The sequence below is a fragment of the Luteibacter sp. E-22 genome, from assembly GCF_049913125.1.
GTDB lineage: Bacteria > Pseudomonadota > Gammaproteobacteria > Xanthomonadales > Rhodanobacteraceae > Luteibacter.
On the sequence record NZ_CP183975.1, the window covers coordinates 331032 to 357719 of the forward strand.

A 26688-nucleotide genomic window follows, 5' to 3' on the forward strand; every position below is an offset into this window, starting at 1 on the left:
TCAGCGCCTCCGCCGTCGCCATGCGATGCCCACGCCGAGGCCCAGGAGCACGAGTGGCAGCGCGACCAGGAAACCCAGCGTGACCGCATTGAGGCCTTCCTGGGAGAGCGCGATCACACGATCCGGCGCTCCGCGCGCGGGAAGATCCACGAGCACGTCGTCGCCCAGCAGCCAGTCGACGATGCGCTCGCCCAGGGCGCGGTTGCCGCCGTTGCCGACATAGGTATTGGATAGGAAGTCGCCATCACCCACGATCACGGCGCGTTGTTCGCTCTTGACCGGGCTGGGCGAGAGGCGGTTCAGGGCGAAGCCGAAGTCGAGAGGTCCCTTCAGTTCGCCCGTCTCGGGATGGAAGGCGACGGTGGAAGGCTTGTCGTTGTCGATGCCGCCGAATGCCGTCCAGCTGCGCTCCCCCGAACGCAGGAAGGGTACGACTGCCCAATCGTGGTCGGATACCTGCGCGAGCGCGGATGCCTGGGGAAACAGCGTGGTGTCGCGGAACGCCCGGGTGATCGCATGGAAGGGGTACTCGCCCACCACGACGATGCGGGGATCGTTGACGTTGAGTGTGCTTCCCTGCCCATCGACCAGTACTCCGGGCAGCACGCGTACGCCCAGCACGTCGGCGAGGGCGCCGGTGCCGAGGTCGTCGTTGCCGGGCTCCACCATCCACAGCAGGTTGCCGCCGCCGCGGACGTAATCGACCAGTGCACCGACGGTGGCTGTCGGAAGCGGGGCGGTGGGGCTGGCAAGCACCACCAGGTCGGTGTGCTCGGGCACGCCCTGCGTCTGGCTGAAATTGAGCGGCACGGCGCGGATGCCGCGCCGCTCGACCTGGCTCATGAAGACACCGAGGTCGGCGTTGGCGTGTCCGTCGGCCTGGCGTTCGCCGTCACCCGTCACGAAGGCGACGATCCGCTGGCCACCGCGGGCAAGTCGCTCCAGGGCGTTCGACAGATTGCGTTCGTTGATCGGGCTTTCGACGCGTTCCTCGTGGCCCTGGTAGCGAACCAGCAGCGCACCGTCGCCGGCGATGCCCAGCTGGCGCGAGGCGGCGGGATCGACGTCGGGATCGACGAAGGACAGCGTCAGATCCTTCTTCTCGCGTGTGTAGCGTTCCAGCACGGCGGCGATCTGTTCGCGCAACGGGCCCGTCGGCGAGATGTACCCGACGACCTCGACCGGGCCGCGCAACGTGTCCAGTACCGCGACGCTCTCGGGTGCGAGGCTGGCGCGCGCGCCTCGCGTCCAGTCGAAGGTCCATACGTGACGCGAACTGAGGAAGCCGATGCAGCCGGTGGCCACGAAGAGGCCGAGCAGCACGAGCCAGCGATCCAGGCGGCGCATCACTGGCGCTCCCTGTCGAAAGCCAGGCGGCGGATGGCGAGGCTCAGGGACAGGGCGATCGCCAGCGCGAACCAGGCAAGGTCGCTGGATGTGACCAGGCCGCGCAGGAGGTTCTGCAGATGCGTCGCCATGGTCAGCCACTCCAGGAAGCCACCGCTCACGCCGGCGGCCTGCGCGCCGCGGTCGATCGTCCAGAGGGCCAGCGTCACGATGAGGGCCATCGCCGCGGCGATGGCGGGGAAGGTGGTCGCCGCCGAGCAGGCGATGCCGATCGCGGCCAGCGTGGCCAGCAAAAGAGCGGTGCCGAGGGTGGCCGAGGCGAGCTTGCCCCAGTCCGCCGTGGAACCGAGTCCGACGACCAGTGGCATCGCCAGGGTGGCCAGCAACCACAAGGTCAGCCACACGAGCACGGCCAGGTACTTGCCGAGCACGATACGCCACGGCGGCAAGCCCGTGGAGGCGAGGAGGGCAAGCGTGCCCGCACGGCGCTCACCCGCGATCAGGGTCATGGTCATCAGCGGGACAACGAGGAAGGCGAGTTTGGCCAGCTCGGCGAGCAGCGGGATCGCCACGAGGTCGGTGAAGCCCGGGGCGTCCGCCACGGCGGCGAGCTTCACCTGGGCGCCGAGGAACTGGCCCAGGCCGAGCACGAAGGTCCAGGCCAGCCACGCGATGGTCAGCGCGGCCAGTGCCCAGGCCAGCGGGCGGACGGCGAGACGCCTCAGTTCGAGACGGGCGACGGCGGCGACGCTCATGCCGCGGCTCCCGTGGCGATGCCGAAAAAGACCCTCTCCAGCGAGGCGCCGCCGTCTTCTTCCCTTAGCGGCGAGTCATGGCGCAGACGCCCTTCGTGGAGGATGGCCACGCGGTCGCAGACGGCGACGACCTCGGCGAGGACATGCGTCGACAGGATGACGGCCGAACCGGCCGTGGCGCGTTCGCGGATCAGCTTGCGCAGTTCCCCGACCTGGATGGGGTCCAGGGCGTTGGCCGGCTCGTCGAGGATGATGAGGGCGGGATCGTGGACCAGGGCGCACGCCAGGCCGAGGCGCTGGCGCTGGCCCTGGGACAGGACGCCGGCGAGGCGTCGGCGCAGGTCGCCCAGCTGCAGCCGGGCGATGATCGACTGCGCCGCCTGCCGCGCCGCCTGCCGCGCGGCCCCACGCAGCCGGGCGAATGCGACGAGGTGCTCCTCCACGGAGAGTTCGGGCCATAGGGGCGCGCTCTCGGGGAGCCAACCGACGAGTTGGCGGGCAAGCGCGGGATGGGCGACGAAATCCCGGCCGTCGAGTTCGATCCGGCCGCGGTCGGGCCGGAGCGCGCCGGCAAGCATCGATAGCGTCGTGGACTTTCCTGCGCCATTGACGCCGAGCAGGCCCAGTACTTCACCGCGGTTCAGGGAGAAAGACACGTCCGTCACCGCTTCCCGGCCCGAACGACGTCGCGAAACCCCGTCGATATTCAGCAAATGACTCGTGCTCATGCGACTACGTCGGCGATCGTCGCGTTATGCGACGTATCTTGCGCCCAACGTACGAGGCGGGCCTGGTCTGTCTGAACGGCTGGACGGGAAGTCATCGGACGATTGTGCGCAATGGGCTCGCGATCCCACAACAACTCCTTTCACAATTTGCCGCTTTCCGTGCTGGTGGGTATGGATGTTGCTGGTTAGACTGGACTTGTACGCCTCCTTTCACTTCCCGCGCGGTACCGACTCGATGTTCGACACCCTGCTCGATTTCCTGGCCAACGGACTCACCCGCGCAAGCTGGGGCGAGATGCTGGTCTATCTGCTCGTGGTCACCCAGCTCACCATCTTCACCGTGACGCTGTACTACCACCGCAGCGCGACCCACCGTGGCGTGGATTTCCATTGGATACTCAACGGCTTCTTCCGTTTCTGGGGTTGGCTGACCACCGGCATGGTGGTGAAGGAGTGGGTGGCCATCCATCGCAAGCACCACGCCAAGGTGGAAACCGAGGAAGACCCGCATAGCCCGCAGATCGCGGGTATCAAGAAGGTCTTCCTGGACGGCGTGGCGCTCTACCGTGAGGCCAGCTACAACAAGGCCGACATGGAGAAGTATGGCCGCGGCACGCCGGACGACTGGTTCGAGCGCACGCTGTTCGGCCGTCACCCCTATTGGGGTCCGACCCTCATGGCCGTCATCGACATCTCGCTGTTCGGCGTGATCGGCTTGGCGATCTGGGCGGTGCAGATGATCTGGATTCCCTTCTGGGCCGCCGGTTTCGTCAACGGTATCGGCCACTGGTGGGGTTACCGCAATTTCGAAAGCTCCGACAAGGCGACGAACATCTCGCCGTGGGGCTTCTGGATCGGTGGCGAAGAACTGCACAACAACCACCACGCCTTCCCCAGCTCGGCGAAGTTCGCCCTGCGCAAGTGGGAGTTCGACATCGGCTGGGCGGCGATCTGCAGCCTGCGCTTCCTGGGCCTGGCCAAGGTGCTGCGCGTCGCGCCCACCCTGAACATCCGTCCGAACGTGCACCTGCCGGATGCCGAGACGCTGAAGGGTGTGTTGACCCTGCGTTTCCAGGCCACCACCGACTATTACCGGAACGTGATCCTGCCCACGATGCGCGAAGAAATGGGCCAGGCCGGGGACAGCATCAAGTCCGTGCCGCGTCGCCTGCGCCGTGCGCTGGCCGATGGCGGCCGTTGGCTCGACAACGACGCCCGCGAGCGCCTGCAAGCCGCCCTGGCGAACCGTCCTGCGTTGCGTACCGTGTGCGAGTTCCGCGCCCGGCTCGTGGCCCTGATGGAAGAGCGCGGTGCCGACAAGTCGCTCAAGGCCTTGCAGCAGTGGATCGTGGAAGCCGAGCAGAGCGGCATCCGTTCGCTGCAGCAGTTCGCGCAACGCCTCAAGGGCTATTCGGCGGTGGGCGCGTAAACTCTCCCGCATGGTCTGAGTCACCGAAAACCCCGCCTCATGGCGGGGTTTTTTTTTTGGCTCTTCATGCGATCCCGCGGCAGCGGGCCTGTTTCTTGGGCCGGCTCGGCTTCGCCTTCGCGTTGGGTTGTGTGGCTCGCGGAGGAGCTGCCGGGCGTCCCCCTCGGCGCGCCAGGCGGCGCCGGCCCTTGGGGAAGGAAAGCCGCTGCGCGGCCATGTTTGATGGCTTGCGCCCCGGCGGGCTCGGACGGTCGGGCGGGGGTTTTCGATTCGGCTCCTGCCTCAGCGAAAACGATCGGCCGTCCAGGCCGATCCCCTGCGGGCCTTTCCCGCCCGGCCGTCCTCGGTGCCTCATGGCGCGCCGAGGGGGACGCCCGGCAGCTCAGTCACGACTGTGGTGGGTTGAGGCGAAAGAGCGAAGGTGTCGCACGCCGCATAGCGCGCACCGCACACGGAACACCGCGACACACCGCCAAGCACCGCACCCTGTTGGACCGCCATACCCTGGTGGGAGCCGACTCTGTCGGCGATCCCGCGGCAGCGGGCCAGTTCGAGGCAAGCACCCATCGCCGACAGAGTCGGCTCCCACCAGAGCGACGGGTGCCACCCGGCCGTCGGCTCCGGCCCCGCACCCCAAATGCAAAGCCGAGCCACAAAAAAACCCGCCGTGAGGCGGGTTCTTCGAGGTCAAGAACGCGGAGCGTTACTTGATCTTGCCTTCCTTGTATTCCACGTGCTTCCGGACGACGGGGTCATACTTCATGAAGACCATCTTTTCCGGCGTGTTCTTCTTGTTCTTGGTGGTCGTGTAGAAATGACCGGTGCCCGCGGTGGAAATCAGGCGGTGCTTATCGCGCTTGCTTGCCATGGTTCGATCTCCTTAGATCTTTTCGCCGCGGGAACGGAGGTCGGCCAGCACGGCTTCGATGCCGTTCTTGTCGATGGTGCGCAGCGCGTGGTTGGAAACGCGGAGCTTCACCCAGCGGTTCTCGCTGGCGACCCAGAAGCGGCGCTCGTGCAGGTTCGGCAACCAGCGGCGACGGGTCTTGTTGTTAGCGTGCGAGACGTTGTTGCCGGTCTGCACACCCTTATTGGTGACTTGGCATCTACGGGCCATGGTGGCCTCCTCTAGATTCGTTGGACCATCCTTTGGCCAGGACGGCGACGGCCCAGCCGCGACCCGGGAAACGGGTCGCCACGCGATGGCTGGCGGGTGGAGCGCTTCCGCCGATGGGGCCCGCATCGCGTGACGGGCCTGCCCGACGTGTCGGGTCGGCATAGGGAAGCCGGGCATTCTCTCAGAATCCCACACGCCAGCGCAAGCCGGACTGTGCGGCGCGGCGGGTTGTGTGAAACAATCCCCGCTTTCGTGCCAGTGGCACGCAATCAGACCACACGACGCCTTTTCGAGGACCACGCAATGGCAGAAATCACCGCCAACGGCCAGGCCGGCCAGCCGCAGCTCGTGCTGCAGAAGATCTATGTGAAGGATGCCTCCTTCGAAGCGCCCAACGCCCCCCAGGTGTTCCAGGAAATGGGTGAGACCGAGGCGCAGCCGCAGGTCCAGCTCAATCTGGGCCACAAGGCGGTCGATCTGGGCAACGACCTTTTCGAAGTCGTCCTGAGCCTCACCCTCACCTGCAACCTGGGTGACCGCACGGCGTACCTCGCCGAAGTTCATCAGGCCGGCATCTTCGGTATCGGCGGTTTCACCAACGACGACCGCGACGGCATCCTCGGTTCGTACTGCCCGAACCTGCTGTTCCCGTATGCGCGCCAGATGGTCTCCGCGATGATCCAGGAAGGTGGCTTCCCGCCGTTCCTGCTCCAGCCGATCAACTTCGACGCCCTCTACGCCGAACAGCAGCGCCAGCAGCACGAAGGCGCCGGTGCCCATCCGCTCAACAGCTGAGCGATGAGCTCCACTTCCCGACCCACCGTCGCCGTCCTCGGTGCCGGGTCCTGGGGCACCGCGCTGGCCGCGCTCCTGGCCCGTAACGACGTCCCCACGAGATTGTGGGGACGCGATGCGGAAGCCTTGGCGGCCATGGCGTCGGCAAGGCGCAACCTGCGTTACCTGCCCGATCTCGACCTGCCGCCGGAACTCGTATACGAGGCCGATCTCGCCACGGTGCTGCGCGGTGCCGACATCGTCCTGCTCGTCGTGCCCAGCCATGCGTTTGCCGCGTTGCTCGACCAGATCGTGCCCCTGCTCGATCCTGGAGCGAAGATTTCGTGGGCCACCAAGGGGTTCGAAACCGGCACGGGTCGTTTCCTGCACGAACTGGTCAACGAGAAACTGCCGGGTCGGCCGGCGGCGGTGGTCACCGGTCCGTCGTTCGCCCGTGAGGTGACCGCCGGCCTGCCCAGCGCCGTGACGGTGCATGCCACGGACGAAGCCTTCGGCAAGGAACTGGCCGTGCTCCTGCACGCGCCCAACTTCCGGGCCTATACCGGTAACGACATCCTCGGTGCCGAGCTCGGTGGTGCGATGAAGAACGTCCTCGCCGTCGCCACGGGTGTCGCCGATGGCATGGAACTCGGGCTCAACGCGCGGGCTGGCCTCATCACCCGTGGCATGAACGAGATGCTTCGCCTCGGCGTGGCGCTCGGGGCTCGCGCGGAAACGCTGATGGGCCTCGCCGGTCTGGGCGACCTGGTGCTTACCTGCACCGGCGACCTGTCGCGCAACCGGCGCCTGGGCCTCGCCCTGGGCAAGGGCATCCCGCTCGACGAGGCCGTGCGCCAGATCGGGCAGGTGGTCGAAAGTGTCGTCACCGCCGACGAAGTGGCAAGGCTGGCAGGGTTCCACGGGCTGGATTTGCCGATTTCGGCCGCCGTGCGCGCCGTGCTGCATGGCGAGGTCACGCCGGCCGAAGGCCTGCGCACGCTCATGGGACGCGAGCAGAAGGCGGAGTATCCGGTCGACCTGTTTCCGCACCGCCGCGGCTGACAGTCACGGCATCTCCCTGCTCGCTGAACCGGGGCGGTCCGCCGGGTAAAAAATCCTACGGGTTCCTTCTCCCGCCTTTGCTAAGCTTCCTGTTTTGGTCGCGCGGGCGGGAACGCTACGGATGCATCAGCCGGACGACAAGCGCAGGCGGGACGACACGGCGGGATCGCTTCCGCAGGCATGGCGGCGCGCACTCGACGAGCCGGTCATCGCGGCACCCGCCGATAGCATGGTGCTTGGCTTCTTCCTCGAAGGCGTCAACGACGACCACGAGCCAGCGGCCCACCTGGATGTCGCGCCCGTCCTTCTCACGCTAGGTGCGGACGGCCGTTATTCGCGGCCCTTGCCGCTGGACAGCCGCCATCTGTCCGACACCTCGTTGACCGTAAACGAGAAGCGCCTCGCCGCAACCCTGTTGGGCTTGCCGCAAACCCTGCGCAAGAGCCGCAGCTACGCCCGGTTCACCGGCGCGCTGGGCGACCAGCTGCTGGCCGAGGTGCTCGACTCCGCGCCTTGCTTCTTCGGCGGCGTGGCCGGATTGCAGCTGTCACGGGGCAAGCCCCAGGCACTGCGCTGGCGCTGGCACCTGGAAAAGGACGGCAGCCAGAAGTTGCTTCCCGATGTTCCGTCCAGCCAGCGCCTGTTCCGCGTCGGCTCGCTCTGGTTCCTCGACGCCGAACATGCCGAGGTGGGGCTGCTGGAGAGCGCACCTGCGGAAACCACGTGGCTCGACCTGCCGCCCTTGCCGCCGGAACACACCGCGGCGTTTCGAGCGGAAATGGAGTCGACGCGCATGGGCCCGCGCGTGCCCGAGCCGCAAATCTTCGGCGAGGTGCGCCGTGCGGAGGTCTCGCCGCGTCCCGTGCTGGTCTTGCACGCCTTGACGCGCCACGCGCGACTGGCTGCCGGTACGCCACCGCTGGCCTACGGACGGCTCGCTTTCGACTATGCGGGCGAGCGCCTGCCGGGGCGGGGTGGCGAACCGCTGGTCCGGCGCGTGCGCAACGGCACCCTGCTGGAAATCAGCCGTCGTCGCGCGGAGGAGCTGGCCTCCATGGAGAACCTTGAGAACGCCGGCCTCAATCCGGCGGTGGATACCGAGGGATTGCCCTGGGACATGGCCGATACATTGCCGGAAGACGCCTGGCTCTTCCCGGGCAAGGGATACGCTGGCGCGCTGGAAGTGAATACGCCCGCTCGCTGGCTGGCGTTGCGGCCCAAGCTCGAAGCCGATGGCTTTGTCCTCGAGTACGCCCCGAGCTTCCCGTTCGAAGTGCTCGAAGGACCCGTGCGCTGGTATGGCCAGGCGCACGAGGATGACGCCGACCGGGCCTTCGACCTCGAGATCGGCATCGAGATCGAAGGCAAGCGAGTGAACCTGTTGCCCGCCGTGGCGCAAGCCCTGGCTGAGCATCAGCTCAGTTTGAGTCCGTCGCCGGGCGAAGCCGAGGATTCGGTCTGGTACGCGCCGGTGGACGAGCGCCGCCGCGTGCCGGTTCGCCTGAAGGAGCTGCGTGGCCTGCTTGCCCCGCTTGCCGAATATCTCGAGAAGCCGCGCCAGCAACTGCACTTGCCGCGCGTGCAGGCGGGACGTCTCGAGGAACTGGCGCAAGCGCTGCCCAGTGGCGGCTCGTTCGAGGCACCCGAACGTCTGCGTGGCTTCACCAAGCGCCTGCGTGAAGCGGCCGAGCGCGCCAGCGACGTCGTGCCAGCCAGCCTACGCGCCGAGCTTCGGCCTTACCAGCGCGACGGCCTGCGCTGGATGAACGCACTTGCCGAAGCCGGCACCGGGGGCGTGCTCGCGGACGACATGGGCCTGGGCAAGACCCTGCAGCTCATCACCCACCTGCTGGCGCTCAAGGAAAGCGGAGGGCTCACTTCGCCCGCCCTGGTGGTGGTGCCGACCAGCCTCGTTCCCAACTGGATATCCGAGGTCGCGCGTTTCGCGCCGGAACTCACGCTCCTGGCCCTGCACGGTCCACAACGCGCCGAGACCTTCACGCGCATCGCCGAGCATGACGTGATCCTCACCACGTATGCGCTGCTGCCGCGCGACGTCGAGACGCTGAAGAAGCAGGCTTTCTCGCTCGTCGTGCTCGACGAGGCCCAGCAGGTGAAGAATCCACGCACGCAGGCACGACGCGCGTTGCTGACACTCAAGGTGCCCCGTTGCCTGTGCCTCACTGGCACGCCTCTGGAAAACCACCTGGGCGAGTTGTGGTCGCAGGTGGATCTCGCCGTGCCGGGGTTGTTGGGCGACGAAGGTGCCTTCCGCCGGCACTATCGCCTGCCGATCGAGAAGCATCAGGACATCGAATGCCAGGAACGGCTCAATCGCCGCATCGCGCCGTTCATCCTTCGCCGCACGAAGGCGCAGGTCGCATCCGAATTGCCGGCGAAGACCGAGATCACGCGTCGCGTGGTCATGGAACCGAAGCAGCGTGATCTCTACGAGAGCCTGCGTCTCTCGCTGGCGGAAGAACTGCGCGAGGTGATCGCGCAACGAGGCATCGCGCACAGCGGCATCGTCGTGCTGGATGCCCTGCTCAAGTTGCGCCAGGTATGTTGCGATCCGCGATTGGTGAAACTGGAAGCCGCGCGCGGCGTACGTGATTCGGCGAAGTTCGAGCTCCTGATGGACATGCTTCCGGCGCTGCTCGCGGAAGGCCGCCGCGTGCTGCTATTCAGTCAGTTCACCGAGATGCTCAAGTTGATCGCCGGCGAACTCGATCGCCGCCGGATCAGCTACGTCACGCTCACCGGCGAAACGCGCGATCGCGCCGAACCCGTGCAGCGTTTCCAGAACGGCGAAGTACCCCTGTTCCTGCTTTCGCTGAAGGCGGGCGGTGTCGGTCTCAACCTGACCAGCGCCGACACGGTCATCCACTACGACCCATGGTGGAATCCCGCGGCCGAGGCGCAAGCGAGCGATCGCGCGCACCGCATCGGCCAGGACAAACCCGTCTTCGTGTATCGCCTGATCACGGCGGGCACGGTGGAAGAACGCATCGAAGAGTTGAAGGCGCGCAAGGCCGAGCTGGCCGATGCCGTGCTTGAGGGCGGCGGCAGCCGCGAACGCCTCAGCTTCGACGAAAGCGACCTGGACGCGCTGCTGGCGCCGTCGGCCTGATTCATTAGCGTGAACTGGGTCACGTTTCAGTCAACTGGGCTGGATTCTCAAACATTACGATTGCGCAGCTGAAAAGATAGCTGCGCACGCGTCGATTTCTGCCGTGCAAATGCATGTCGCGCGAATATCGCGACGCTCTCGTTTGTCTTGATTATGGAGACTGATTTGCGAATGAATCGCGGTAAAGCGAATGCCTTCATGGGTGTTCTTCTTTTGGGGTTTTCCTCCGCCGCTGGGGCCCAGGTGAGACTCGGAGAAACCTGCACGAGTGAATTTCCGGAACCGCCGGCGCTTGTTGAAACAGGGCTGGGAACCGGTATCGATGACCTGGCCCATAGTGCTTATGCATTTCAATGGCGGCTGGCACAGGTGAAAAGGGAAGGCTGGACAATTTCATACGGAAGCTCGTCGGCGACCGATAAAGTTCGGAAGGCCATCACGATCGTCGACGGACAATCGACTTCCTACAGCACGTCCCATCTCTCGCATGAGGTCGGTCACGCGACCAGTTATTTCGGCGAAGATCTCTCGTCTCGCGAAGCCTATATCCGAAGCCGCTGCATCGACGAGGGATTTGCCCTTGGGAGGAATATCGTTGCGCGGAAGGGGATAAAGCAATGCGTCGGCGTAGATGTCGGAGTCGTGTCCGCGGATGTGCCCTATTTCACCGAGTGGTACGAGTCCATGGCGGCCCGTCCGCCGGTCGTCTACGGAGACTTCGGATACGCGTTCTGCGAGAAGAATGTCGAGTCCGTGTCGGGGAAGAACTATCTGGACTATTACGGTGACTGGTACGACTCGCACTTCGTGGCGCCGTCGGTGTCGACGCAGCAGGCTCATGCCGATTCATTCTTCGAGCGGGTTGCCGCGCTTGCTGGCCAGGCGGGCGGGACCGTCGATGATCTGCGGAATGCATGGCCCGGCGGTGACCGTTCGGTATTCATCGAGCGAAGCCCCGGCGGCTATCACTCAGGTTCCGCGCCATTCGTCGATGGCATCGACATCGTGAAGTCTGAACTGCGGTTGAAGTACGACGATAAGTCGCGGGTAGTCCTGGCCACGATGGACATCGTCGGGCAATGCATCAGTCTGGAAATGGTACGGGCCCGTTACCCTGCAGCCATCATGACCGACTCCCCAACAACCGCGATGCCGGACGACGAAGGTGCGTGGTCGGCATTCGGACCGTGGGGAGAGATCGGTTTCGGCTTCGCCTATGCAAATCCGAAATGCGTGTCGAGCGTGACATTCAAGCCAGATGCGTTTCCGCCACCGTGGGCCGGGTCCATGCTCTGATAGCTCTCTTGTGAACGCTCTTGTGGGAATTCCCACAAGAGCTTCCTTTCCCAAGGAGAGGGCGACTAGCTCAACGACGCAGCGGCGTGCCGCCAGCCTCGACGATAGCCAGTGCGGTGCCGCCGATCAGGCCCGGCTCCGGATTCATGATCGCCTGGGTCGGTACGGTTTCCATGGTGTCGCGGAAACGGCCCTTGGCCTCGAAGCGCTCGCGGAAATTGCCCTTCTGGATCCATGGGAGGAGGATCGGGGTCATGCCGCCGGTGAGGTACACGCCGTCCCATGCGCCCAGCGTCAGCACGAGGTCGCCGGCGACGCTGCCGAAGATACCCGCGAAAGTCTCCACGGCACGGCCGCACATCACGCAGCTTTCGTCCGCGGCGCGGCGGGTGATTTCTTCCGGGGTGATGGTTTCATCCGGCTTCTGGCCGGAGATCTCGCAGATGGCGGTGTAGAGGTTCACGAGGCCGGCGCCGCTGATCAGGCGCTCGTTGGAGACGCGGCCATAGCGCAGGTTGAGTACCTTCAGGATCTCGATGTCCTCCGCGCTGTGCGCGGCGAAGCCGGCGTGGCCGCCTTCGGTCTGCAGCACACTCACCTTGTCGCCACGGATCAGCAGGCCGCCGACGCCCAGGCCAGTACCGGGGCCGACGACGACGAAGGTCTGTTCTTCCTTGCTGCCGATCTTCGGAATGGCCGACTTGCCTACCTGGACCAGGTCACGATGGCCGCTGGCGTCTTCCTTGTCGGTCATCAGCATCACCGCCATCGACTGGGCGGCGAAGTCGTTCACCAGGTGGACCCATTCCAGGTCCAGCTCCTTGGTGAGGTTTTTCGCTGAGATCGCCCAGGGATTGTTGGTGACCTTCACCGTCTCGCCGTTATCGATACGGCCGGCGGCGGCGATGATGGCGCGTTGCGCCTCGTGGCCGGTTTCCTTGAAGTACTGCTTGGCCGCGTCGCCCAGGGAGGCGTAGTCCTTCACGTGGTAACGCCGGATGCTTTCCTGGATAAGTGGTTGATCTTCATCCGGATGCGCGATGCCGAAGCGCACGTTGGTGCCGCCGAGGTCGGCGAGCAGGGTCGGCGCCGGGGCGCTAACGTTGGCCATGTTGTAAACCTGTCGTGTCACGGAAGCACGCAAGGGTGCCTCGCGCGGGGGCTGGCGTCTAGTGAGGGCTTGTCCTGCGGCTCTTCACGGGGCCCGGAAATTCCGACACGCGACGGTGGAAACCGACACTTTGATGTAAACGATTACGTCGGCAGAATACCGCATTGTCCGGATCAATGTCAGGCATCGCCCGACAGACCGGAATCCAACGGGAGAGTAAGTGATGGCAGCGGTTCGCCTCGACAAGGTGCGCAAGGTATATCCGAACGGGCACGTGGCCCTGAAGGAAGCGAGCTTCGACATCGCCGATGGCGAACTGCTGGTACTCGTCGGGCCGTCCGGTTGCGGCAAGACGACCCTGCTGCGGATGATCGCCGGCCTGGAATCGATCTCCGGAGGAACCATGACGATCGGCGACCGCGTCGTGAACGACGTCCCGCCGAAGGATCGCGATATCGCAATGGTGTTCCAGAACTATGCGTTGTATCCGCACATGACGGTGCGCGAGAACCTCGGCTTTGGCTTGCGCCTGCGGGGTGCGCCGAAAGAGGAGATCGACCGTCGCGTGGCCGACGCATCCGGCATGCTCGGGCTCGACGAACGCCTGGAACATCGTCCCGCGGCTCTCTCGGGAGGCCAGCGGCAGCGAGTCGCGCTGGGCCGTGCGCTGGTTCGCGATCCCGCAGTGTTCCTGCTCGACGAGCCGCTATCGAACCTCGACGCCAAGTTGCGCCTGTCCACTCGCGTGGAGATCGCGCGTATCCACCGTCGCCTTGGCGCGACGATGGTCTACGTCACCCATGACCAGATCGAGGCGATGACGCTCGGCCAGCGCATCGTGGTGCTGAACGGAGGCGTCATCCAGCAACTCGATACGCCGATGAATCTTTACAACAAGCCGGCCAACTTGTTCGTGGCGGGCTTCCTCGGCAGCCCGGCGATGAATCTGTTCCACGGCACGCTGCGCCGCGACGATGGGCTGCGCCTGGAAATGAAGAACGGTTCGTTCCCGCTGGGGACCGATTCGCCCGTCCTCGCCGCACACCTCGACAAGCCCGTCATCGTCGGCATTCGCCCGGAAGACCTGTTGACGGTGTCGGATCACCCAGGTGTCGCGGAACGCCTGCATGCGCATGTGGACGTCGTCGAGCCGGTCGGCAACGAGGTGTTCCTCAACATGCGCCATGGCGATGACGAACTCGTCGCACGCGTGCCGCCACACACGACGATCCAGCCGGGCGACGACGTGGCCCTGGGATTCCAGGCCGAGCGGCTGCATTTCTTCGACCCGGAGAGCACGGCGCGTATCGATGCGTGAAGCGTCGCACGCGCTATTGTGAATAAGAACCATTCTTATTAAGATGCGCTGACCCGGCCGCCAGCCGGAGGCACACGACCTCCTTCGCAAGCTCCCGATTTGTGCCGCCAGGCACGACATCTGCGAAGGAAGCATCACGTGCTGCGAAAGAATGCCCTCGCCGCGCCGATTGGCGCGGTACTCCTTTGCGCCGCTGGCGTTCATGCCGCGGACGCTCCCGTGCGCGACGGCGCCGACGACCTGCCGCGCATCACCGTCACGGCGATCGGCTCGGCGTTTCGTTTCGACGTACCGGCGACAGTGTCGGTGATCGACCGCCAGAAGATGGACCGACACCTCGTCGTCGACATACGCGACCTGGTGAAGTACGAGCCGGGCGTATCGGCCGTGGGTACCGCGGGACGCTGGGGGCTGGACAGCTTCAACATCCGTGGCCTCGACGGAAACCGCGTCGCCATCCTCACCGACGGCGTGGCCGCCTCGAGTTCATTCGGGTTCTCCACGACGGGCATGCGCGCCGGCCGCAGCTTCGTGGACCCGGACACGTTGAAAAGCGTGGAGATCGTCCGGGGGCCCGCCTCGGCGCTCGATCCTTCCGATGCCCTGGGTGGCACGGTGCGCTATGTCACCAAGGACCCCGCCGATTACCTGCGCAACGGCAAGGATGTCTACGTATCCGTGAAGGAGCGCTATGGCAGCGCCGATCGTTCACTCGGTACCTCCCTGACCCTCGCGGGCGGCACGCCCACGAACGGCATCGTGTTCGTGGCCGATCACCGTGAAGCCCATGCACCGAACAACAAAGGCGACGTCGACAGTGCCGATTATCTGCGCACACGGCCCGATCCGCTCACCCAGGACACGACCAGCGTACTGGCGAAGTATGTCCACGTCGCCCGATCGGGACGGGAAGATCGCGTCACCGCCGACCTGTACCGCAACGACGTGGACACCAACGTCCTGAGTGCCCTCGGCCAGGCGGGTACCACGCGGCTGTCGAGCGACATTGCGAAAGACCGTGCCACGCGAACGCGTCTGTCGGTCGGGCAACGCTATGCGAACATCGACCTGGGGATCGCCGACCGCCTGGAGTGGGATGCCTGGTGGCAGAAGTCCGAGACTGAGTCGACCACGCGCACGCTGGCCAACGTCCCGTCGCGAGGCGCGACCTATGATCGTCTCTATCTGAGCGATCTGGACGAGCGGCTCTTCGGCGGCAAGCTCACCCTGTACAAGACGGTGGACGGCGGCGTCCAGCAGCGCATCGCCTATGGTGTCGAAGCATCGCGTACCACGCCGACAGGCCAACTCGGTGGCGAAGGCCGCGACGTACGCACGGGCATCGTCTCCAGCAGCGCGCCGTACATGCCCGAGAGCTATCCGCTGCGTTTCTTCCCGCGTAACGACACCGACCGCTACGCTGTCTTCGCACAGGACGAGATCGCGTTACTCGATGGTCGTTTGCGCATCGTTCCCGGCGTGCGTTGGGACCGTTACACGTTCAAGCCCGATCGCGACGACCCGTATTTCGACGGCTCGTTCGTGCAGGGCGGCCTGGGCGAGGTGCGCAGCAGCCGGTTTTCGCCGAAGCTCGGCGTGACCTATGCGATGAACGATGCCGTCGAGGTCTACGCGCAGTACGCACAGGGATTTCGCCCGCCGTTGTACAACGAACTGGCGGTGGCGTGGGGGACGCCTCGGCTGTACGGCATCGTGCCCAATCCATCGCTCAAGCCGGAAACGAGCAAGGGTATCGAGATCGGCGTGCGTGGCAACGGGGAACTCGGATACTTCAGCGCCAGCGCCTATTACAACCGGTACCGCGATTTCATCTTCGGTGGCTACACCCTCGATCGCAGCCAGTGGCCGCAATGGGCGCTCAACCAGAACCTGCTCATCGTGATGCAGGCGGTGAACTTCCCCAAGGCGACGATCAAGGGGGTCGAGGCCTCCGCCGGTCTGACCCTGGGCGCCTTGAACGATGCGCTGCAAGGCTGGCGCATCGAAGGCAATCTGGCCGCGGCCAAGGGCGACAAGCAAGTCTACGGTGCCTCCGGGTGGTCGCCGCTCAACAGCGTGGACCCGCTCACCGCGGTGCTCGGCATCTCGTACGACGCGAGAAGCTGGGGCGCCGAACTCATCGGCAAGGGCGTGCGGCGCAAGTCGCGCCTCGACAGCGCTACCGCCTTCCGGGCACCGGGCTACGCCACGCTGGACCTGTATGCGCACTGGAGGCCGACCGAGGCTCTGGAATTCAGCGCCGGATTCACCAACCTCACCGATCGCAAATACTGGGATTGGGGTTCGCTGCACGGCGGAGTGCTGGCCAACGTGGGAAGTACCGATGGCGGCGGCGTCGACGATGCGCAGGTGCGCAATGCACAGATCGATCGATTGACCATGCCCGGCCGCGCCGTCGCGGTGTCCGCCCGCTACACCTTCTGAGGAAACGTCCATGCAAGATATCGAGACCGCCGTGTCCCCACGCCCGGACATCCCCTCGCTGATCGGCGATTGGCACCGTCTGCGCCAAGCGGAGCCGGGGCTACGCGCCCGTGATGCCGCGCGCCGGCTCGGCGTGAGTGAAGGCGAACTCATCGCCGGCCGCGTCGGCGAGGGCGTCACGCGCCTGGAAGGCGACTGGCCACAACTGATCCGTGAATTACCCGCGCTCGGGCGGGTGATGGCGTTGACCCGCAACGAGTACTGCGTGCATGAAAAGAAAGGCCGCTACGACCACATCGACATCGGCGGCACGATGGGCATCGTGCTCGATGAAGACATCGATCTTCGGCTGTTCCTCCGGCATTGGCGCTATGGATTCGCCGTGCGCGAATCGTCGCATGGGCGCGAACTGGAAAGCTTGCAGTTCTTCGACGGCGATGGGCAGGCGGTACACAAGGTGTACCTGACGGAGCAGAGCGACCGACCCGCATGGCGGTCGCTCGTCCATCGTTACACCGCCGCCGTGCAGTCGCCCCTGATCGATTGCGTGGCGGTGGACGATCCGTTGCCCGCCATGCTGCCGGATCACACGGTGGATGTGGATTCGCTACGCGATCACTGGCGCGCGCTACGCGATCCGCACGATTTCTTCGCCATGTTGAAGAAGCACAAGGTGACGCGGACGCAGGCCTTGCGCCTGGTCGGCGATGCATTCGCCACGTGTACCGACGAGTCGTCGGTACGCCGTCTATTGGAAGCCGCCGCCATCGGTGGGGAACCGCTGATGATCTTCGTTGGTTCCCCCGGGGTGGTCCAGATCCATACCGGGCCGGTGCACAACGTGAAGATGGCAGGGCCGTGGCTCAACGTGCTGGACGATGGCTTCAACCTGCATCTTCGCAGTGACGCGATTGCGGAAACGTGGATCGTACGCAAGCCGGTACCCGAAGGGTTCGTCACGTCATTGGAAGTGTACGCGGCCGACGGGACGCAGATCGTGCAGGTGTTCGGCAAGCGCAAGCCGGGCCTGCCCGAACGCGACGATTGGCGGGCGTTGCTGGCGAAGGCCGGGGCGGGCGCATGAACGCGCGCAACGTATCCGTGTGGCGCCAGGGGCGTGTGTTCGCGTTGGTGTCGGCGTTGCTGGTGTCGTCAGGCGTCATGGCCGCATCGCGCATCGTGTCGCTCGGTGGCGATGTCACCGAGACGATCTACGCGATCCACGCGCAGGACCAGCTGGCCGGTGTGGACTCCACCAGCACGTGGCCGGCGGCGGCTACTCGGCTGCCCAACGTAGGCTACGTTCGCCAGTTGAACGCGGAGGGCGTACTGGCGTTGCGGCCTGGCCTCGTGCTGGCGACCCACGACGCGGGGCCGGCATCGGTGATGTCGCAGCTTCGCGACGCCGGCGTGCGCATCGAGGTCTTGCCCGTCGCCCGGACGGCACGCGACATCGGCGAAAAGATCCGTCGCATCGGACAGCTCACGGAGCACGAAAGGGAAGCCTCCGCGCTCGCCGCCCGGGTGGATGCGGGCTTCGCCACGCTCGCTCGCGCCGTGGCGGCGATGCCGGCGCATCCGCGTGCCGTCTTCCTGATGTCGACGGGGCAGGGCAGCCCGATGGCGGCGGGACGAGGGACCGCCGCCGATCGAGCGATCACGCTGGCGGGCGGCACGAACGTGGCGGACGGTATCGAGGGCTACAAGGCGGTTTCGCCGGAAGCGCTGGTCGCGATGAAGCCCGATGCCATCGTCCTGATGAAGGAGCGCGAGGATGCGGTAGGCGGCATTGCCGGGATTCTCGCGCTACCTGGCGTGGTGGACACGCCGGCGGGACGGGCCAGGCGCATCTATTTCGTCGAAGGACAGGCCCTGCTCGGCTTCGGACCACGCACACCGGACGCGGCGCTGGACCTGCAGACGCGCTGGGCCGCGTCGGCGCCATGAACGCGGTGAGCCTCGTGTTGCCACGTGTCCGCACGCGCCGTGGTGTCGCGATCGTCACGCTGTGTTGCCTGCTTTTCGCCACGGCGGTATGGAGCCTCGCTCGTGGCGCCATCGCTATTCCAGCAGGCGACGTCGGCGGGGCACTGGTGCGATGGATGGCGCGCGCCCCGGCCGAAGGAGACGACAATGTCGTGCTCATGTTGCGGCTGCCGCGCGTGTTGCTCGGCATGTTGGTCGGCGCGGCCCTGTCCAGCGGCGGGGCCACGATGCAGGGCCTGTTCCGCAATCCATTGGCCGATCCGGGACTGATCGGTGTGTCCGCGGGCGCCGCGCTGGGTGCGGTCGGGGCGATCGTCCTCGGCGGCCAGTCGGGTTCGCCGCTGGTCGCGGGATGCGCCTTTAGCGGCGGCCTGGCGGCGACATCGCTGGTGTACCTGCTCGGTCGCCGGCGGCCGGGGGGCGCGAACCTGCTCCTGGCCGGCGTCGCCATCAATGCGATCGCGATGGCCGGCGTGGGCTTGCTGACCTACCTGGCCAACGAGAACCAGTTGCGCGACCTGACGTTCTGGTCGCTGGGCAGCCTCGGTGGCGCCACCTGGACCAGGCTTGCCACGGTGGCGCCATGGATCGTGTTGCCCTTGCTGTGCCTTCCGCGGGCCGCGCGTGCGCTCAATGCCCTCCTGTTGGGTGAAGGCGAAGCCGCCCTGCTGGGGTTTCGTCCCGAGCGCCTGCAACGGTGGCTGGTGGGCCTGGTGGCCTTGGGCGTGGGAGCAGCGGTCGCGTTCACCGGCGTGATCGGTTTCGTCGGCCTGCTGGTGCCGCATCTCCTGCGCATGGGTTTCGGTCCGGAGCATCGTTTCCTGCTACCGGCTTCCGCCCTGGGCGGCGCGATCCTGCTGGTGGCGGCGGATGCGCTGGCACGTACGGTCGTGGCGCCGGGCGAGCTTCCCATCGGTGTACTCACGGCCCTGGTAGGCGGGCCGTTCTTCCTGTGGTTGCTGCTGAGCCGCCGGGTCGGCGAGGGCATTTCATGAGCGGTGGCTCTCTCGTCGCCTGCGCCATCGGTGTCTCACGCGATGGCAAGCCGGTGCTTCGCGAGGTGTCACTGACCGCTCGTCCAGGTCGTCTCCTCGTGCTGATCGGCCCGAATGGTGCCGGCAAGAGCACCCTGCTGGCCGCCTTGTCGGGACGGCTCGTTCCCGATACCGGCCGGGTGACCCTCGACGGGCGCCCTGTGTCCACCTGGCCGCCACGCGAGCTCGCGCGCCGCCGCGCCATGCTCTCCCAGCGGGTGGTCCTGGAGTTCGGTTTTACGGTGGAAGAGGTCGTCGCGCTCGGCCGAAGCCCGCATTCGCCCGATGCGGCGCGCGACGCACGCATCGTCGATGCCGCCTTGCGTGCGGCGCACGTGGCGGATCTCCGTGACCGGCGCTACACCGGCCTCTCGGGTGGAGAGCAGCAGCGCGTGCAACTGGCGCGTGTGCTCGCCCAGGTATGGGGTGCCGCGGATGACGGCGCATGGCTGCTGCTCGATGAGCCGGAGGCCGGCCTGGACATGGCTCATCAGCATTTCATCCTGCGCCGTGCACGGGATCTCGTCGCGGAAGGTTTTGGCGTGGTCGCCGTATTGCACGACGTGAACCTCGCGGCGCGCTATGCGGACGAGGTGGCCGTGTTGGCGAACGGGAGGGTGCTGCGGCAGGGAACACCGGAGGATGCGCTCGATGTCGGCCTGCTTTCAGAGGTGTATGGCATCCCTTTGCGGCGACATGGCGGCGGTCTTCGGATCGACGCCGCATAAGCCTGTCCCCCCCACCCTGCGACGCTTTGCCCCCCGGCGGCGGGGCGTCAGGGAGTAAAATGGAGGGATCGCCAACGTATGGGCACCTCCCATGACCTTTCCCGCTGTCCGCATGCGGCGCATGCGCCGCGACGCTTTCTCCCGCGCCCTGATGCGCGAGAACGTGCTCACCGTGTCCGACCTGATCATGGTCGCCTTCGTCGTCGACGGCGAAGGCATCCGTCAGCCGGTGCCCTCGATGCCGGGCGTGGATCGCCTTTCGGTCGACGAATTGCTGAAGCTCGCCGCGGAATGCGTCGCCCTCGGCATCCCCGCCCTGGCCCTGTTCCCCTCCGTGGATGGGTCGGTGAAGACGGAAGACGCACGTGAGGCATGGAATCCGGAGGGGCTGTTCCAGCGCGCGACGCGTGAATTGAAGAAGCGCTTCCCCGAGCTGGGCCTGATCGGCGATGTCGCGCTCGATCCCTACACCACGCACGGCCAGGATGGCCTGATCGACGGGAACGGCTACGTGATGAACGAGCCAACCGTCGAGGCGCTCATCAAGATGTCGCTGGCCCAGGCCGAAGCGGGCATGGATTTCGTCGCGCCTTCCGACATGATGGACGGCCGTATCGGCGCCATCCGCGAGGCGCTGGAAGATGCCGGGTACATCCATACGCGCATCCTCGCCTATTCGGCGAAGTACGCGTCCAGCTTCTACGGCCCGTTCCGCGATGCCGTCGGCTCGGCGGCCAACCTCGGCAAGGGCGACAAGCACACCTACCAGATGGACGTCGGCAACAGCGACGAAGCCTTGCGTGAAGTGGAGCTCGACCTCGCCGAAGGCGCCGACGCCGTCATGGTGAAGCCGGGCCTGCCTTATCTGGACATCGTTCGCCGGGTGAAGGACACCTTCGGCGCGCCGACCTTTGTCTATCAGGTCAGCGGCGAGTACGCGATGATCAAGGCAGCCGCGCAGAACGGCTGGCTGGACGAGAAAGCCGTGGTCATGGAGTCGCTGCTGGCGATGAAGCGCGCCGGAGCGGATGCCATCCTCACTTACTTCGCGATCGATGTCGCGCGCTGGCTGAAGGCCTGAGCGAGAAAAGGATTTCATGCAAAATCCGCCGATGTCCCCGTGACATAATCCAAGGCGATACTTCGGGAGTCGCAGGATGGATGGGCATCACTTTCTCGAGACGGCGGTCGTCTTCCTGCTGGCGACGGTGATCGCCGTTCCGCTGACCAAGCGGTTCCGCCTCGGCGCGGTGCTGGGCTACCTGCTCGCGGGCGTGGTCATCGGCCCGTCGGTGCTGGGCCTGGTCAGCGATACCGAAGGCGTCGCCACGATTTCCGACTTCGGCGTCGTGCTGATGCTGTTCGTCATAGGCCTGGAACTCTCGCCGTCGCGCCTGTGGGTGATGCGGCGGGCCGTATTCGGCAGCGGCAGCCTGCAGGTGCTCACCTGCGCCCTCGCCATCGGCGCCATCGGCTATTTCCTGTTCGGCCTGACGTGGAAGGCTTCCGTGATCGTCGGCGGCAGTCTCGCCTTGTCCTCCACGGCGTTCGGCCTGCAGATCCTGGCCGAGCGCAAGGAAGCCGGCACAGTCTATGGCCGGCAAGCCTTCGCCATCCTCCTGTTCCAGGACCTCGCCGCCATTCCGCTGATCGCCGCCGTGCCCCTGCTCGGAGGCACGATCGCCCACGACGCGCATGCGCCGGACATCATGAGTGTCATCCGTGTCGTCGGAACGATCGTCGCGGTGATCATCGGCGGCCGCCTGCTGTTGCGTCACGTGTTCCGCTTCGTCGCCAGGGCGAAGAGCACCGAGGTATTCACGGCAACGGCCCTGCTCGTGGTGATGGGCACGGCGTGGCTGATGGAACTGGCGGGCATATCGACCACGCTGGGCGCCTTCCTCGCCGGCTTGCTGCTGGCCGACTCGGAATACCGGCACGAACTCGAGTCGAACATCGAGCCATTCAAGGGGCTGCTGCTGGGCCTCTTCTTCGTCAGCGTGGGCATGTCGGTCGATCTCGGCATGCTGGTCGCGAAACCGTTGCTGGTGCTCGGCATGGTGGCTTTGCTGCTGGCCGTGAAGGCCGTCCTGATCCTGCCGCTGGGAAAGCTCGTGGGCGCGCTGACCACGGCGGATTCCGTCCGCCTTGCGGCGGTGCTCGCCTGCGGCGGCGAATTCGCGTTCGTCATCCTTAATCTCGCCCAGCAGAACCGCCTCATCGATGGCAACCAGCGCGGCCTGATGGTGATGGCGATCTCGCTGTCGATGGCGCTGACGCCGCTGCTCGTGCTCGCCGCGTCGCGCCTGGTGCACGAGCGTGTGCGCAAGCCGGACCGCGAGTTCGACGCCATCGAAGCGGATACGCCTCGCGTGATCATCGCCGGCTTCGGCCGCATGGGCCAGATCGTCGCCCGTGTCCTGCGCGCGCAGGGCATCCAGTTCGTCGCGCTGGAAAGCTCGGTGGAACAGGTGGAAACCTCGCGTCGCTTCGGCGGCACCTCGCTGTTTTTCGGCGATCCCGGCCGACCGGAAATGCTGCGCGCGGCCCAGGCCGACAAGGCCGAGGTCTTCGTCATCGCCACCGACGATCCCGAGGTCAACCTGCGCACGGCGCGCCTCGTGCGCCGGCAGTACCCCCACCTGAAGATCGTGGCCCGCGCGCGCAACCGCCAGCACGCGTTCCGGCTGATGGACATCGGTGTCGAGGACCCCGTGCGAGAGACGTTCTATTCGAGCCTGGAAATGACACGTCACGTACTGGAGTCGCTGGATATGGCCCCGGATGTCGTCGAAAGCCGGATCGCCCGGTTCCGCAAGCACGACGACCAGGTATTGCGCGCGCAGTACCTCGTGTACGACGACGAGACCGCACTGGTGCAGACCACGAAGGAAGCACTGCACGATCTGCAGCAGCTGTTCGAGGCGGACGCCGTGGAAGAGCGGGTCCGCGAAGAAGAAAAGTAATCAGTCCGGTTGCGCGGGCTGCCGCAGCGTCTGTCGCACGCTCGGAATGGCTCCCGTGCGTCCGCCGAGTTCGTGTGCGATATCGACGTAGCCCAGGTGCCTTGCCACGTCGGCCGCGGTGCGGCCGAAGGCGTCCGCGGCGTTACGACTGGCTCCCCGATGCAGCAACAAGCGTGCGGGTGGAAGCAGGGCATGCATGGCGCAGGCATGGAGCGCACTGACACCGCGGTGATCGGCATGTTCGATCCTGGCACCGGCATCGAGCAGCACCGGCACGAGCGCGCCGAGGTGCGTCGCATCGGTAGCGACGCCGGGCCGCATATGTGCGCCGAGCAGCATGAGCAACGGCGTCACGCCATCCTTGTCGGCCTTGTTCACGTCGGCGCCCCTGCCGATCACCGTGTCCAGCAAACGGCGTGCGCGCAGGCTGTCGCTGCTGCCGAAGCAGTACTGGGCGGCGGCATGCAAGGCCGTATGGCCGTGGGCGTCCTCGGCGGTGGCATCGGCGCCGGCCGCGAGGAGCATGTCCGCGATCTCCGGATAACCGAGCGTGGCCGCGATCATCAGCACCGTGGCATTGCCTGGCAGGCGTTGGTCGGCCGCCACGCCGCGCGCGAGCAACAGTTCCACCACGGCCTCGCGCCGGGCGTTCACCGCAGCGGCAAGCGGTGTCACGCCGGATGCCGCGGCCGCCGTGGGATCGGCGCCAGCGGCGAGCAGGTGCTCGACGACGTCGCGTTGGCCGGCACCGGCTGCGCGCAGCAGGGCGCTTGCGCCATGGCTGTCGCGTGTGTCCACGGGGAATCCCAGTTCGAGCAGGCGATCGACCGCCTGCGTATCGCCGGCAGCCGCGGCAGCGGGCAAATCGTCGGCACGCAGCGCGCGGCGCGGTAGTTGCCAGGCCGGCCAGTTCAACCAGCGCTCGACGTCGCCGTGGCCGATGCCGAGGCCATAGGGCGTTTCGCCGTTGACATCGGCGGCTTCGGGGTCGGCACCGTGGGCAACCAGGAGGCGAACCAGCGGCAGGCTGTCGCCGCCCTGTTCGAGCGCGGCGTGCAGCGGCGTGCGGCCGCCGGTGTCGCGTGCATTGGGATCCAGTCCACGTGCCAGCAAGGCACCAAGGAGCGCGACGCGGCCCGTGGCGGCCGCCATGTGCACGGGCGTGCGGCCGCGCGCATCGGCGCCGAACGGGTCCGCGCCGGCATCGAGCATGGCCAGGGTCAGCCGCTCGTCGGCGCCCTCCAGCCGGCACACGGCCTGTCCGAGCAATCCCGCGCCGGCAGGCGATGCGCCTGCGCGCATGAGCTGGAGCAGGGCATCGGCGGAATGAGGCAACTGCGGCAGCAAGGCGTCGAACAATCGGCGGCCCAACGTGCCTTCCTCGTCGGTGGCCGTGGCCAGCCGCGTCTCCGCGGCGAGGCCGTGGTCGAGCAGCCACGCTCGCGCGGCGTCGAAGCCGGCGCCGGCCAGGTCGACGTACAGCGCGGCAAGTTCATGCCCTGGCCATTCGCGCACTTTCGTCGCGAAGGTGGACGCCACCGCCCAGTGACCGAAACGTAGCGCATCGTACAAATGCATCGGCGAATCCGCGCCGGCTTCCGGTACGACCGATTCGCTGAGCGATGTCGGCAACGGGGTCTCGGGATCGAGCAAGGCGACGAAGTCCCAGCGGCCCGTGGCGGCGGCGTGGTCCAGTGCGCTGCGACCGTCGGCGCCGGTTTCCTTCGGCTGGGCGCCGAGCGCGAGCAAGGCACGCACCGTGGCGGCCTGGGCCCGCGGTGACTGGCAGGCGAGGGTCAGCGCATCGCGCCCGTGACCGTCGCGTGGTGCCGTATCGGCATGGGCTTCGGCGAGCAGTTGCACGATGCCATGGGCGCCTGCGCGTGCGGCTTCCATCAGTGCCGTCGTGCCGTGCCGGTCGGCGAGGTTCGGGTTGGCGTTGGCTTGCAGCAGGGCACGGGCGATCTGCTCGTGGCCCTCCGCGGACGCGGCGATCAACGCAGTGCGTCCGTGCGCGTTCACCGCATTCACCGGTGCCTTGTGCCGGAGCAATACACGGACGCCTTCGCTATCGTCGTCGGCGATTCCCGCGGCCGCCACGAGAGCGGGCTCACCGCCGACGGACGCCGGCTTGGCGCCGTGTTCGAGCAGGAAGCGAACGAGTGCCCAGTTCGCGGCACGGCAGGCAACGGCCAGCGGCGTGTCGCCGGCAGCGTTCACGGCATCGACCGGCGCACCTGCGTCGAGCAGCATGGCGGCGACCGTCGGCTCCGCGCTGAGCACGGCGCCATGCAGCGGCGTATTGCCTTCCGCGTCCGTGCTGGCCGCGTTGGCGCCGTTCGTCAACAGCGTGAGTACCGCTTCCGGCCGGCCGTGCCAGCTATCGCGGCTGGCAGCGAGTAGCGCGGTCATGCCGTTATGTACGCGATCGACCTGGGCGCCCTTCGCGATCAGGGCACGAAGCAGGCGGATGTCCGGCGACAACGCGGCCAGGGTCAGCACGGGCCGCTGGTCGCGGTCGCCGGGTTCCGCGGCGGTGTCGGGATCGGCGCCGGCTTCCACCAGCGCCACCGCACGGGCGATGTCACCTTCGCGCGTCGCCGCCAACAGGGCGCGGTCGCGCACGCCGGGCTGGCTTTCTTCATTGCTGAGCACGGGAACGGGAGCCGGCGCGACGGTCGCGGCGGGCGCCTCCGCGCCACGTCGTGGCTCGGCGCGCACCGTGCGGATATGGCCACGTCGATCGCATAGCAGGGCACGCAACGTGCGGTTGGCGATGACCATGCAGCCCAGCGGCAGCAGCACGATGGCGTAGACGCCGAGCGCGGCGAGGCGCATCTCCGCCGGCAGCACCCCATACAGGCCCGACAACGCCACGGCACTGAAGGCGAGCGCGAGCAGGCCCAGGGCAGCCGGAAGGAAGTGCGAGAAGAAGCGATCTTCCGCCGAGAGGTGGCGGCCGAAGCTGACCGAGCGGGCCATCGCGGTGAAGATCCATGAGCCGTCGCCACCTTGCGCGGGGTAGGCGTCGTCCCAGAGGAACACCAGTCCGAACGCGGGCCAGACCCGCCAGAGCACCGTCAGGGCTACCACCAGCGTCCCGGCAAGAAGGAGAGCCGCGCCCAGGCTGGGTGCCTGGGTCAGCTTGAGCAGTGGCCAGGCGACCAGCACGAACACGACGAAGGTGTAGGCCGTGAACATGACCACATAGGCCGAGCCACGTCGCAAGACCGTGCGCAGGTAGCTTGGCTCGGGGTCGAAGCCGATGGCGTGGCAGACCGCGCTCATCGCCAGCGCGTTCGCCAGCAGCAAGGGGATCAGCGCAAGCGGAGACGCGGTGAGGCCCGCGCAAGCGACGGCCGCGAGGGCGGGAAGGAACCAGGGCAGCGCTTTGATCAGCGGCGGGCGACGACGTTTGGGATTGGCCATGCGCAGGAGTATACGGAGCGGAAACCGCCCACG

The 26688-nt window shown here is 66.5% G+C and carries 19 protein-coding genes and 1 pseudogene; 13 read left to right on the top strand and 7 right to left on the bottom strand.

Annotation, left to right across the window (positions count from 1 at the left end):
• Genes ACN9M2_RS01435 through ACN9M2_RS01445 form a run of 3 tightly spaced genes read right to left on the bottom strand, consistent with a single transcriptional unit; the run spans position 1 to position 2830 of the window.
• The gene (locus tag ACN9M2_RS01435; RefSeq protein WP_426286419.1) at positions 1–1347 is read right to left on the bottom strand and encodes a GldG family protein; all 1347 of its coding nucleotides are present in this window, start codon (positions 1345–1347) and stop codon (positions 1–3) included.
• On the bottom strand, positions 1347–2102 hold the full coding sequence (locus tag ACN9M2_RS01440) for an ABC transporter permease (protein ID WP_426286420.1): 756 nt from the start codon (positions 2100–2102) through the stop codon (positions 1347–1349). The genes ACN9M2_RS01435 and ACN9M2_RS01440 overlap by 1 nt, the downstream gene beginning before the upstream one ends.
• Positions 2099–2830, bottom strand: a complete 732-nt coding sequence (locus ACN9M2_RS01445) for an ABC transporter ATP-binding protein (protein WP_426286421.1) — start codon at positions 2828–2830, stop codon at positions 2099–2101. The genes ACN9M2_RS01440 and ACN9M2_RS01445 overlap by 4 nt, the downstream gene beginning before the upstream one ends.
• 235 nt (positions 2831–3065) lie before the next feature.
• Between ACN9M2_RS01445 and ACN9M2_RS01450 the strand changes: the two genes are divergently transcribed.
• Positions 3066–4259: a DesA family fatty acid desaturase gene (locus ACN9M2_RS01450; protein WP_426287971.1), complete on the top strand. Its 1194-nt coding sequence runs from the start codon at positions 3066–3068 to the stop codon at positions 4257–4259.
• A gap of 703 nt (positions 4260–4962) precedes the next feature.
• On the opposite strand, the gene rpmG is transcribed toward ACN9M2_RS01450, so the two are convergent.
• Positions 4963–5127, bottom strand: a complete 165-nt coding sequence (gene rpmG / locus ACN9M2_RS01455; RefSeq protein ID WP_036109728.1) for a 50S ribosomal protein L33 — start codon at positions 5125–5127, stop codon at positions 4963–4965.
• Between the two features lie 12 nt (positions 5128–5139).
• Complete coding sequence (gene rpmB, locus ACN9M2_RS01460; protein WP_089981369.1) at positions 5140–5376, bottom strand: 50S ribosomal protein L28; 237 nt, start codon at positions 5374–5376, stop codon at positions 5140–5142.
• 303 nt (positions 5377–5679) lie between these two features.
• Between rpmB and secB the strand changes: the two genes are divergently transcribed.
• From secB to ACN9M2_RS01480, 4 genes are all read left to right on the top strand, one after another.
• A complete protein-coding gene (gene secB / locus ACN9M2_RS01465) occupies positions 5680–6171 on the top strand; it encodes a protein-export chaperone SecB (protein ID WP_426286422.1) in 492 nt (163 codons plus the stop codon).
• 3 nt (positions 6172–6174) lie between these two features.
• Positions 6175–7212: an NAD(P)H-dependent glycerol-3-phosphate dehydrogenase gene (locus tag ACN9M2_RS01470; RefSeq protein ID WP_426286423.1), complete on the top strand. Its 1038-nt coding sequence runs from the start codon at positions 6175–6177 to the stop codon at positions 7210–7212.
• Between the two features lie 121 nt (positions 7213–7333).
• The gene (locus ACN9M2_RS01475) at positions 7334–10342 is read left to right on the top strand and encodes a DEAD/DEAH box helicase (RefSeq protein WP_426286424.1); all 3009 of its coding nucleotides are present in this window, start codon (positions 7334–7336) and stop codon (positions 10340–10342) included.
• Between the two features lie 171 nt (positions 10343–10513).
• Entirely contained in the window at positions 10514–11638 is a 1125-nt protein-coding gene (locus tag ACN9M2_RS01480) for a hypothetical protein (RefSeq protein WP_426286425.1), read from the top strand.
• Positions 11639–11708: 70 nt separating this feature from the next.
• On the opposite strand, the gene glk is transcribed toward ACN9M2_RS01480, so the two are convergent.
• On the bottom strand, positions 11709–12749 hold the full coding sequence (gene glk / locus ACN9M2_RS01485; RefSeq protein WP_426286426.1) for a glucokinase: 1041 nt from the start codon (positions 12747–12749) through the stop codon (positions 11709–11711).
• Positions 12750–12972: 223 nt separating this feature from the next.
• Between glk and ACN9M2_RS01490 the strand changes: the two genes are divergently transcribed.
• The 8 genes and pseudogenes from ACN9M2_RS01490 (at position 12973) to ACN9M2_RS01525 (ending at position 23226) form a co-directional block, all read left to right on the top strand.
• Complete coding sequence (locus ACN9M2_RS01490) at positions 12973–14067, top strand: ABC transporter ATP-binding protein (RefSeq protein WP_426286427.1); 1095 nt, start codon at positions 12973–12975, stop codon at positions 14065–14067.
• Positions 14068–14205: 138 nt separating this feature from the next.
• Positions 14206–16512 carry a TonB-dependent hemoglobin/transferrin/lactoferrin family receptor gene (locus ACN9M2_RS01495; RefSeq protein ID WP_426286428.1) on the top strand — a complete coding sequence of 769 codons (2307 nt, stop codon included), beginning with the start codon at positions 14206–14208 and terminating at the stop codon, positions 16510–16512.
• A 10-nt stretch (positions 16513–16522) separates the two neighbouring features.
• Positions 16523–17596 (top strand): hemin-degrading factor, encoded by a 1074-nt coding sequence (locus tag ACN9M2_RS01500; protein ID WP_426286429.1) that lies wholly within the window; start codon positions 16523–16525, stop codon positions 17594–17596.
• Entirely contained in the window at positions 17593–18459 is an 867-nt protein-coding gene (locus ACN9M2_RS01505) for a heme/hemin ABC transporter substrate-binding protein (protein WP_426286430.1), read from the top strand. The genes ACN9M2_RS01500 and ACN9M2_RS01505 overlap by 4 nt, the downstream gene beginning before the upstream one ends.
• Entirely contained in the window at positions 18456–19493 is a 1038-nt protein-coding gene (locus ACN9M2_RS01510; protein ID WP_426286431.1) for a FecCD family ABC transporter permease, read from the top strand. Before ACN9M2_RS01505 ends, ACN9M2_RS01510 begins: the two co-directional genes overlap by 4 nt.
• Before the next feature lie 68 nt (positions 19494–19561).
• Positions 19562–20260, top strand: a pseudogene (locus tag ACN9M2_RS01515) (heme ABC transporter ATP-binding protein); the annotation flags it as partial.
• A 91-nt stretch (positions 20261–20351) separates the two neighbouring features.
• Positions 20352–21341: a porphobilinogen synthase gene (gene hemB, locus ACN9M2_RS01520; RefSeq protein WP_426286432.1), complete on the top strand. Its 990-nt coding sequence runs from the start codon at positions 20352–20354 to the stop codon at positions 21339–21341.
• Positions 21342–21417: 76 nt separating this feature from the next.
• On the top strand, positions 21418–23226 hold the full coding sequence (locus ACN9M2_RS01525) for a monovalent cation:proton antiporter-2 (CPA2) family protein (protein WP_426286433.1): 1809 nt from the start codon (positions 21418–21420) through the stop codon (positions 23224–23226).
• On the opposite strand, the gene ACN9M2_RS01530 is transcribed toward ACN9M2_RS01525, so the two are convergent.
• On the bottom strand, positions 23227–26655 hold the full coding sequence (locus ACN9M2_RS01530) for an ankyrin repeat domain-containing protein (RefSeq protein ID WP_426286434.1): 3429 nt from the start codon (positions 26653–26655) through the stop codon (positions 23227–23229).
• Positions 26656–26688 lie beyond the last annotated feature (33 nt).

Excerpts from the sequence above, each read along its gene's own strand:
- ACN9M2_RS01445 (WP_426286421.1), bottom strand. The coding sequence starts at position 2,830 with ATGAGCACGAGTCATTTGCTGAATATCGACGGGGTTTCGCGACGTCGT.
- ACN9M2_RS01505 (WP_426286430.1), top strand. The coding sequence starts at position 17,593 with ATGAACGCGCGCAACGTATCCGTGTGGCGCCAGGGGCGTGTGTTCGCG.
- secB (WP_426286422.1), top strand. The coding sequence starts at position 5,680 with ATGGCAGAAATCACCGCCAACGGCCAGGCCGGCCAGCCGCAGCTCGTG.
- ACN9M2_RS01475 (WP_426286424.1), top strand. The coding sequence starts at position 7,334 with ATGCATCAGCCGGACGACAAGCGCAGGCGGGACGACACGGCGGGATCG.
- ACN9M2_RS01525 (WP_426286433.1), top strand. The coding sequence starts at position 21,418 with ATGGATGGGCATCACTTTCTCGAGACGGCGGTCGTCTTCCTGCTGGCG.
- ACN9M2_RS01470 (WP_426286423.1), top strand. The coding sequence starts at position 6,175 with ATGAGCTCCACTTCCCGACCCACCGTCGCCGTCCTCGGTGCCGGGTCC.
- ACN9M2_RS01440 (WP_426286420.1), bottom strand. The coding sequence starts at position 2,102 with ATGAGCGTCGCCGCCGTCGCCCGTCTCGAACTGAGGCGTCTCGCCGTC.
- ACN9M2_RS01435 (WP_426286419.1), bottom strand. The coding sequence starts at position 1,347 with ATGCGCCGCCTGGATCGCTGGCTCGTGCTGCTCGGCCTCTTCGTGGCC.
- glk (WP_426286426.1), bottom strand. The coding sequence starts at position 12,749 with ATGGCCAACGTTAGCGCCCCGGCGCCGACCCTGCTCGCCGACCTCGGC.
- rpmB (WP_089981369.1), bottom strand. The coding sequence starts at position 5,376 with ATGGCCCGTAGATGCCAAGTCACCAATAAGGGTGTGCAGACCGGCAAC.
- ACN9M2_RS01510 (WP_426286431.1), top strand. The coding sequence starts at position 18,456 with ATGAACGCGGTGAGCCTCGTGTTGCCACGTGTCCGCACGCGCCGTGGT.
- hemB (WP_426286432.1), top strand. The coding sequence starts at position 20,352 with ATGACCTTTCCCGCTGTCCGCATGCGGCGCATGCGCCGCGACGCTTTC.
- ACN9M2_RS01530 (WP_426286434.1), bottom strand. The coding sequence starts at position 26,655 with ATGGCCAATCCCAAACGTCGTCGCCCGCCGCTGATCAAAGCGCTGCCC.
- ACN9M2_RS01480 (WP_426286425.1), top strand. The coding sequence starts at position 10,514 with ATGAATCGCGGTAAAGCGAATGCCTTCATGGGTGTTCTTCTTTTGGGG.
- ACN9M2_RS01490 (WP_426286427.1), top strand. The coding sequence starts at position 12,973 with ATGGCAGCGGTTCGCCTCGACAAGGTGCGCAAGGTATATCCGAACGGG.
- ACN9M2_RS01450 (WP_426287971.1), top strand. The coding sequence starts at position 3,066 with ATGTTCGACACCCTGCTCGATTTCCTGGCCAACGGACTCACCCGCGCA.
- rpmG (WP_036109728.1), bottom strand. The coding sequence starts at position 5,127 with ATGGCAAGCAAGCGCGATAAGCACCGCCTGATTTCCACCGCGGGCACC.
- ACN9M2_RS01500 (WP_426286429.1), top strand. The coding sequence starts at position 16,523 with ATGCAAGATATCGAGACCGCCGTGTCCCCACGCCCGGACATCCCCTCG.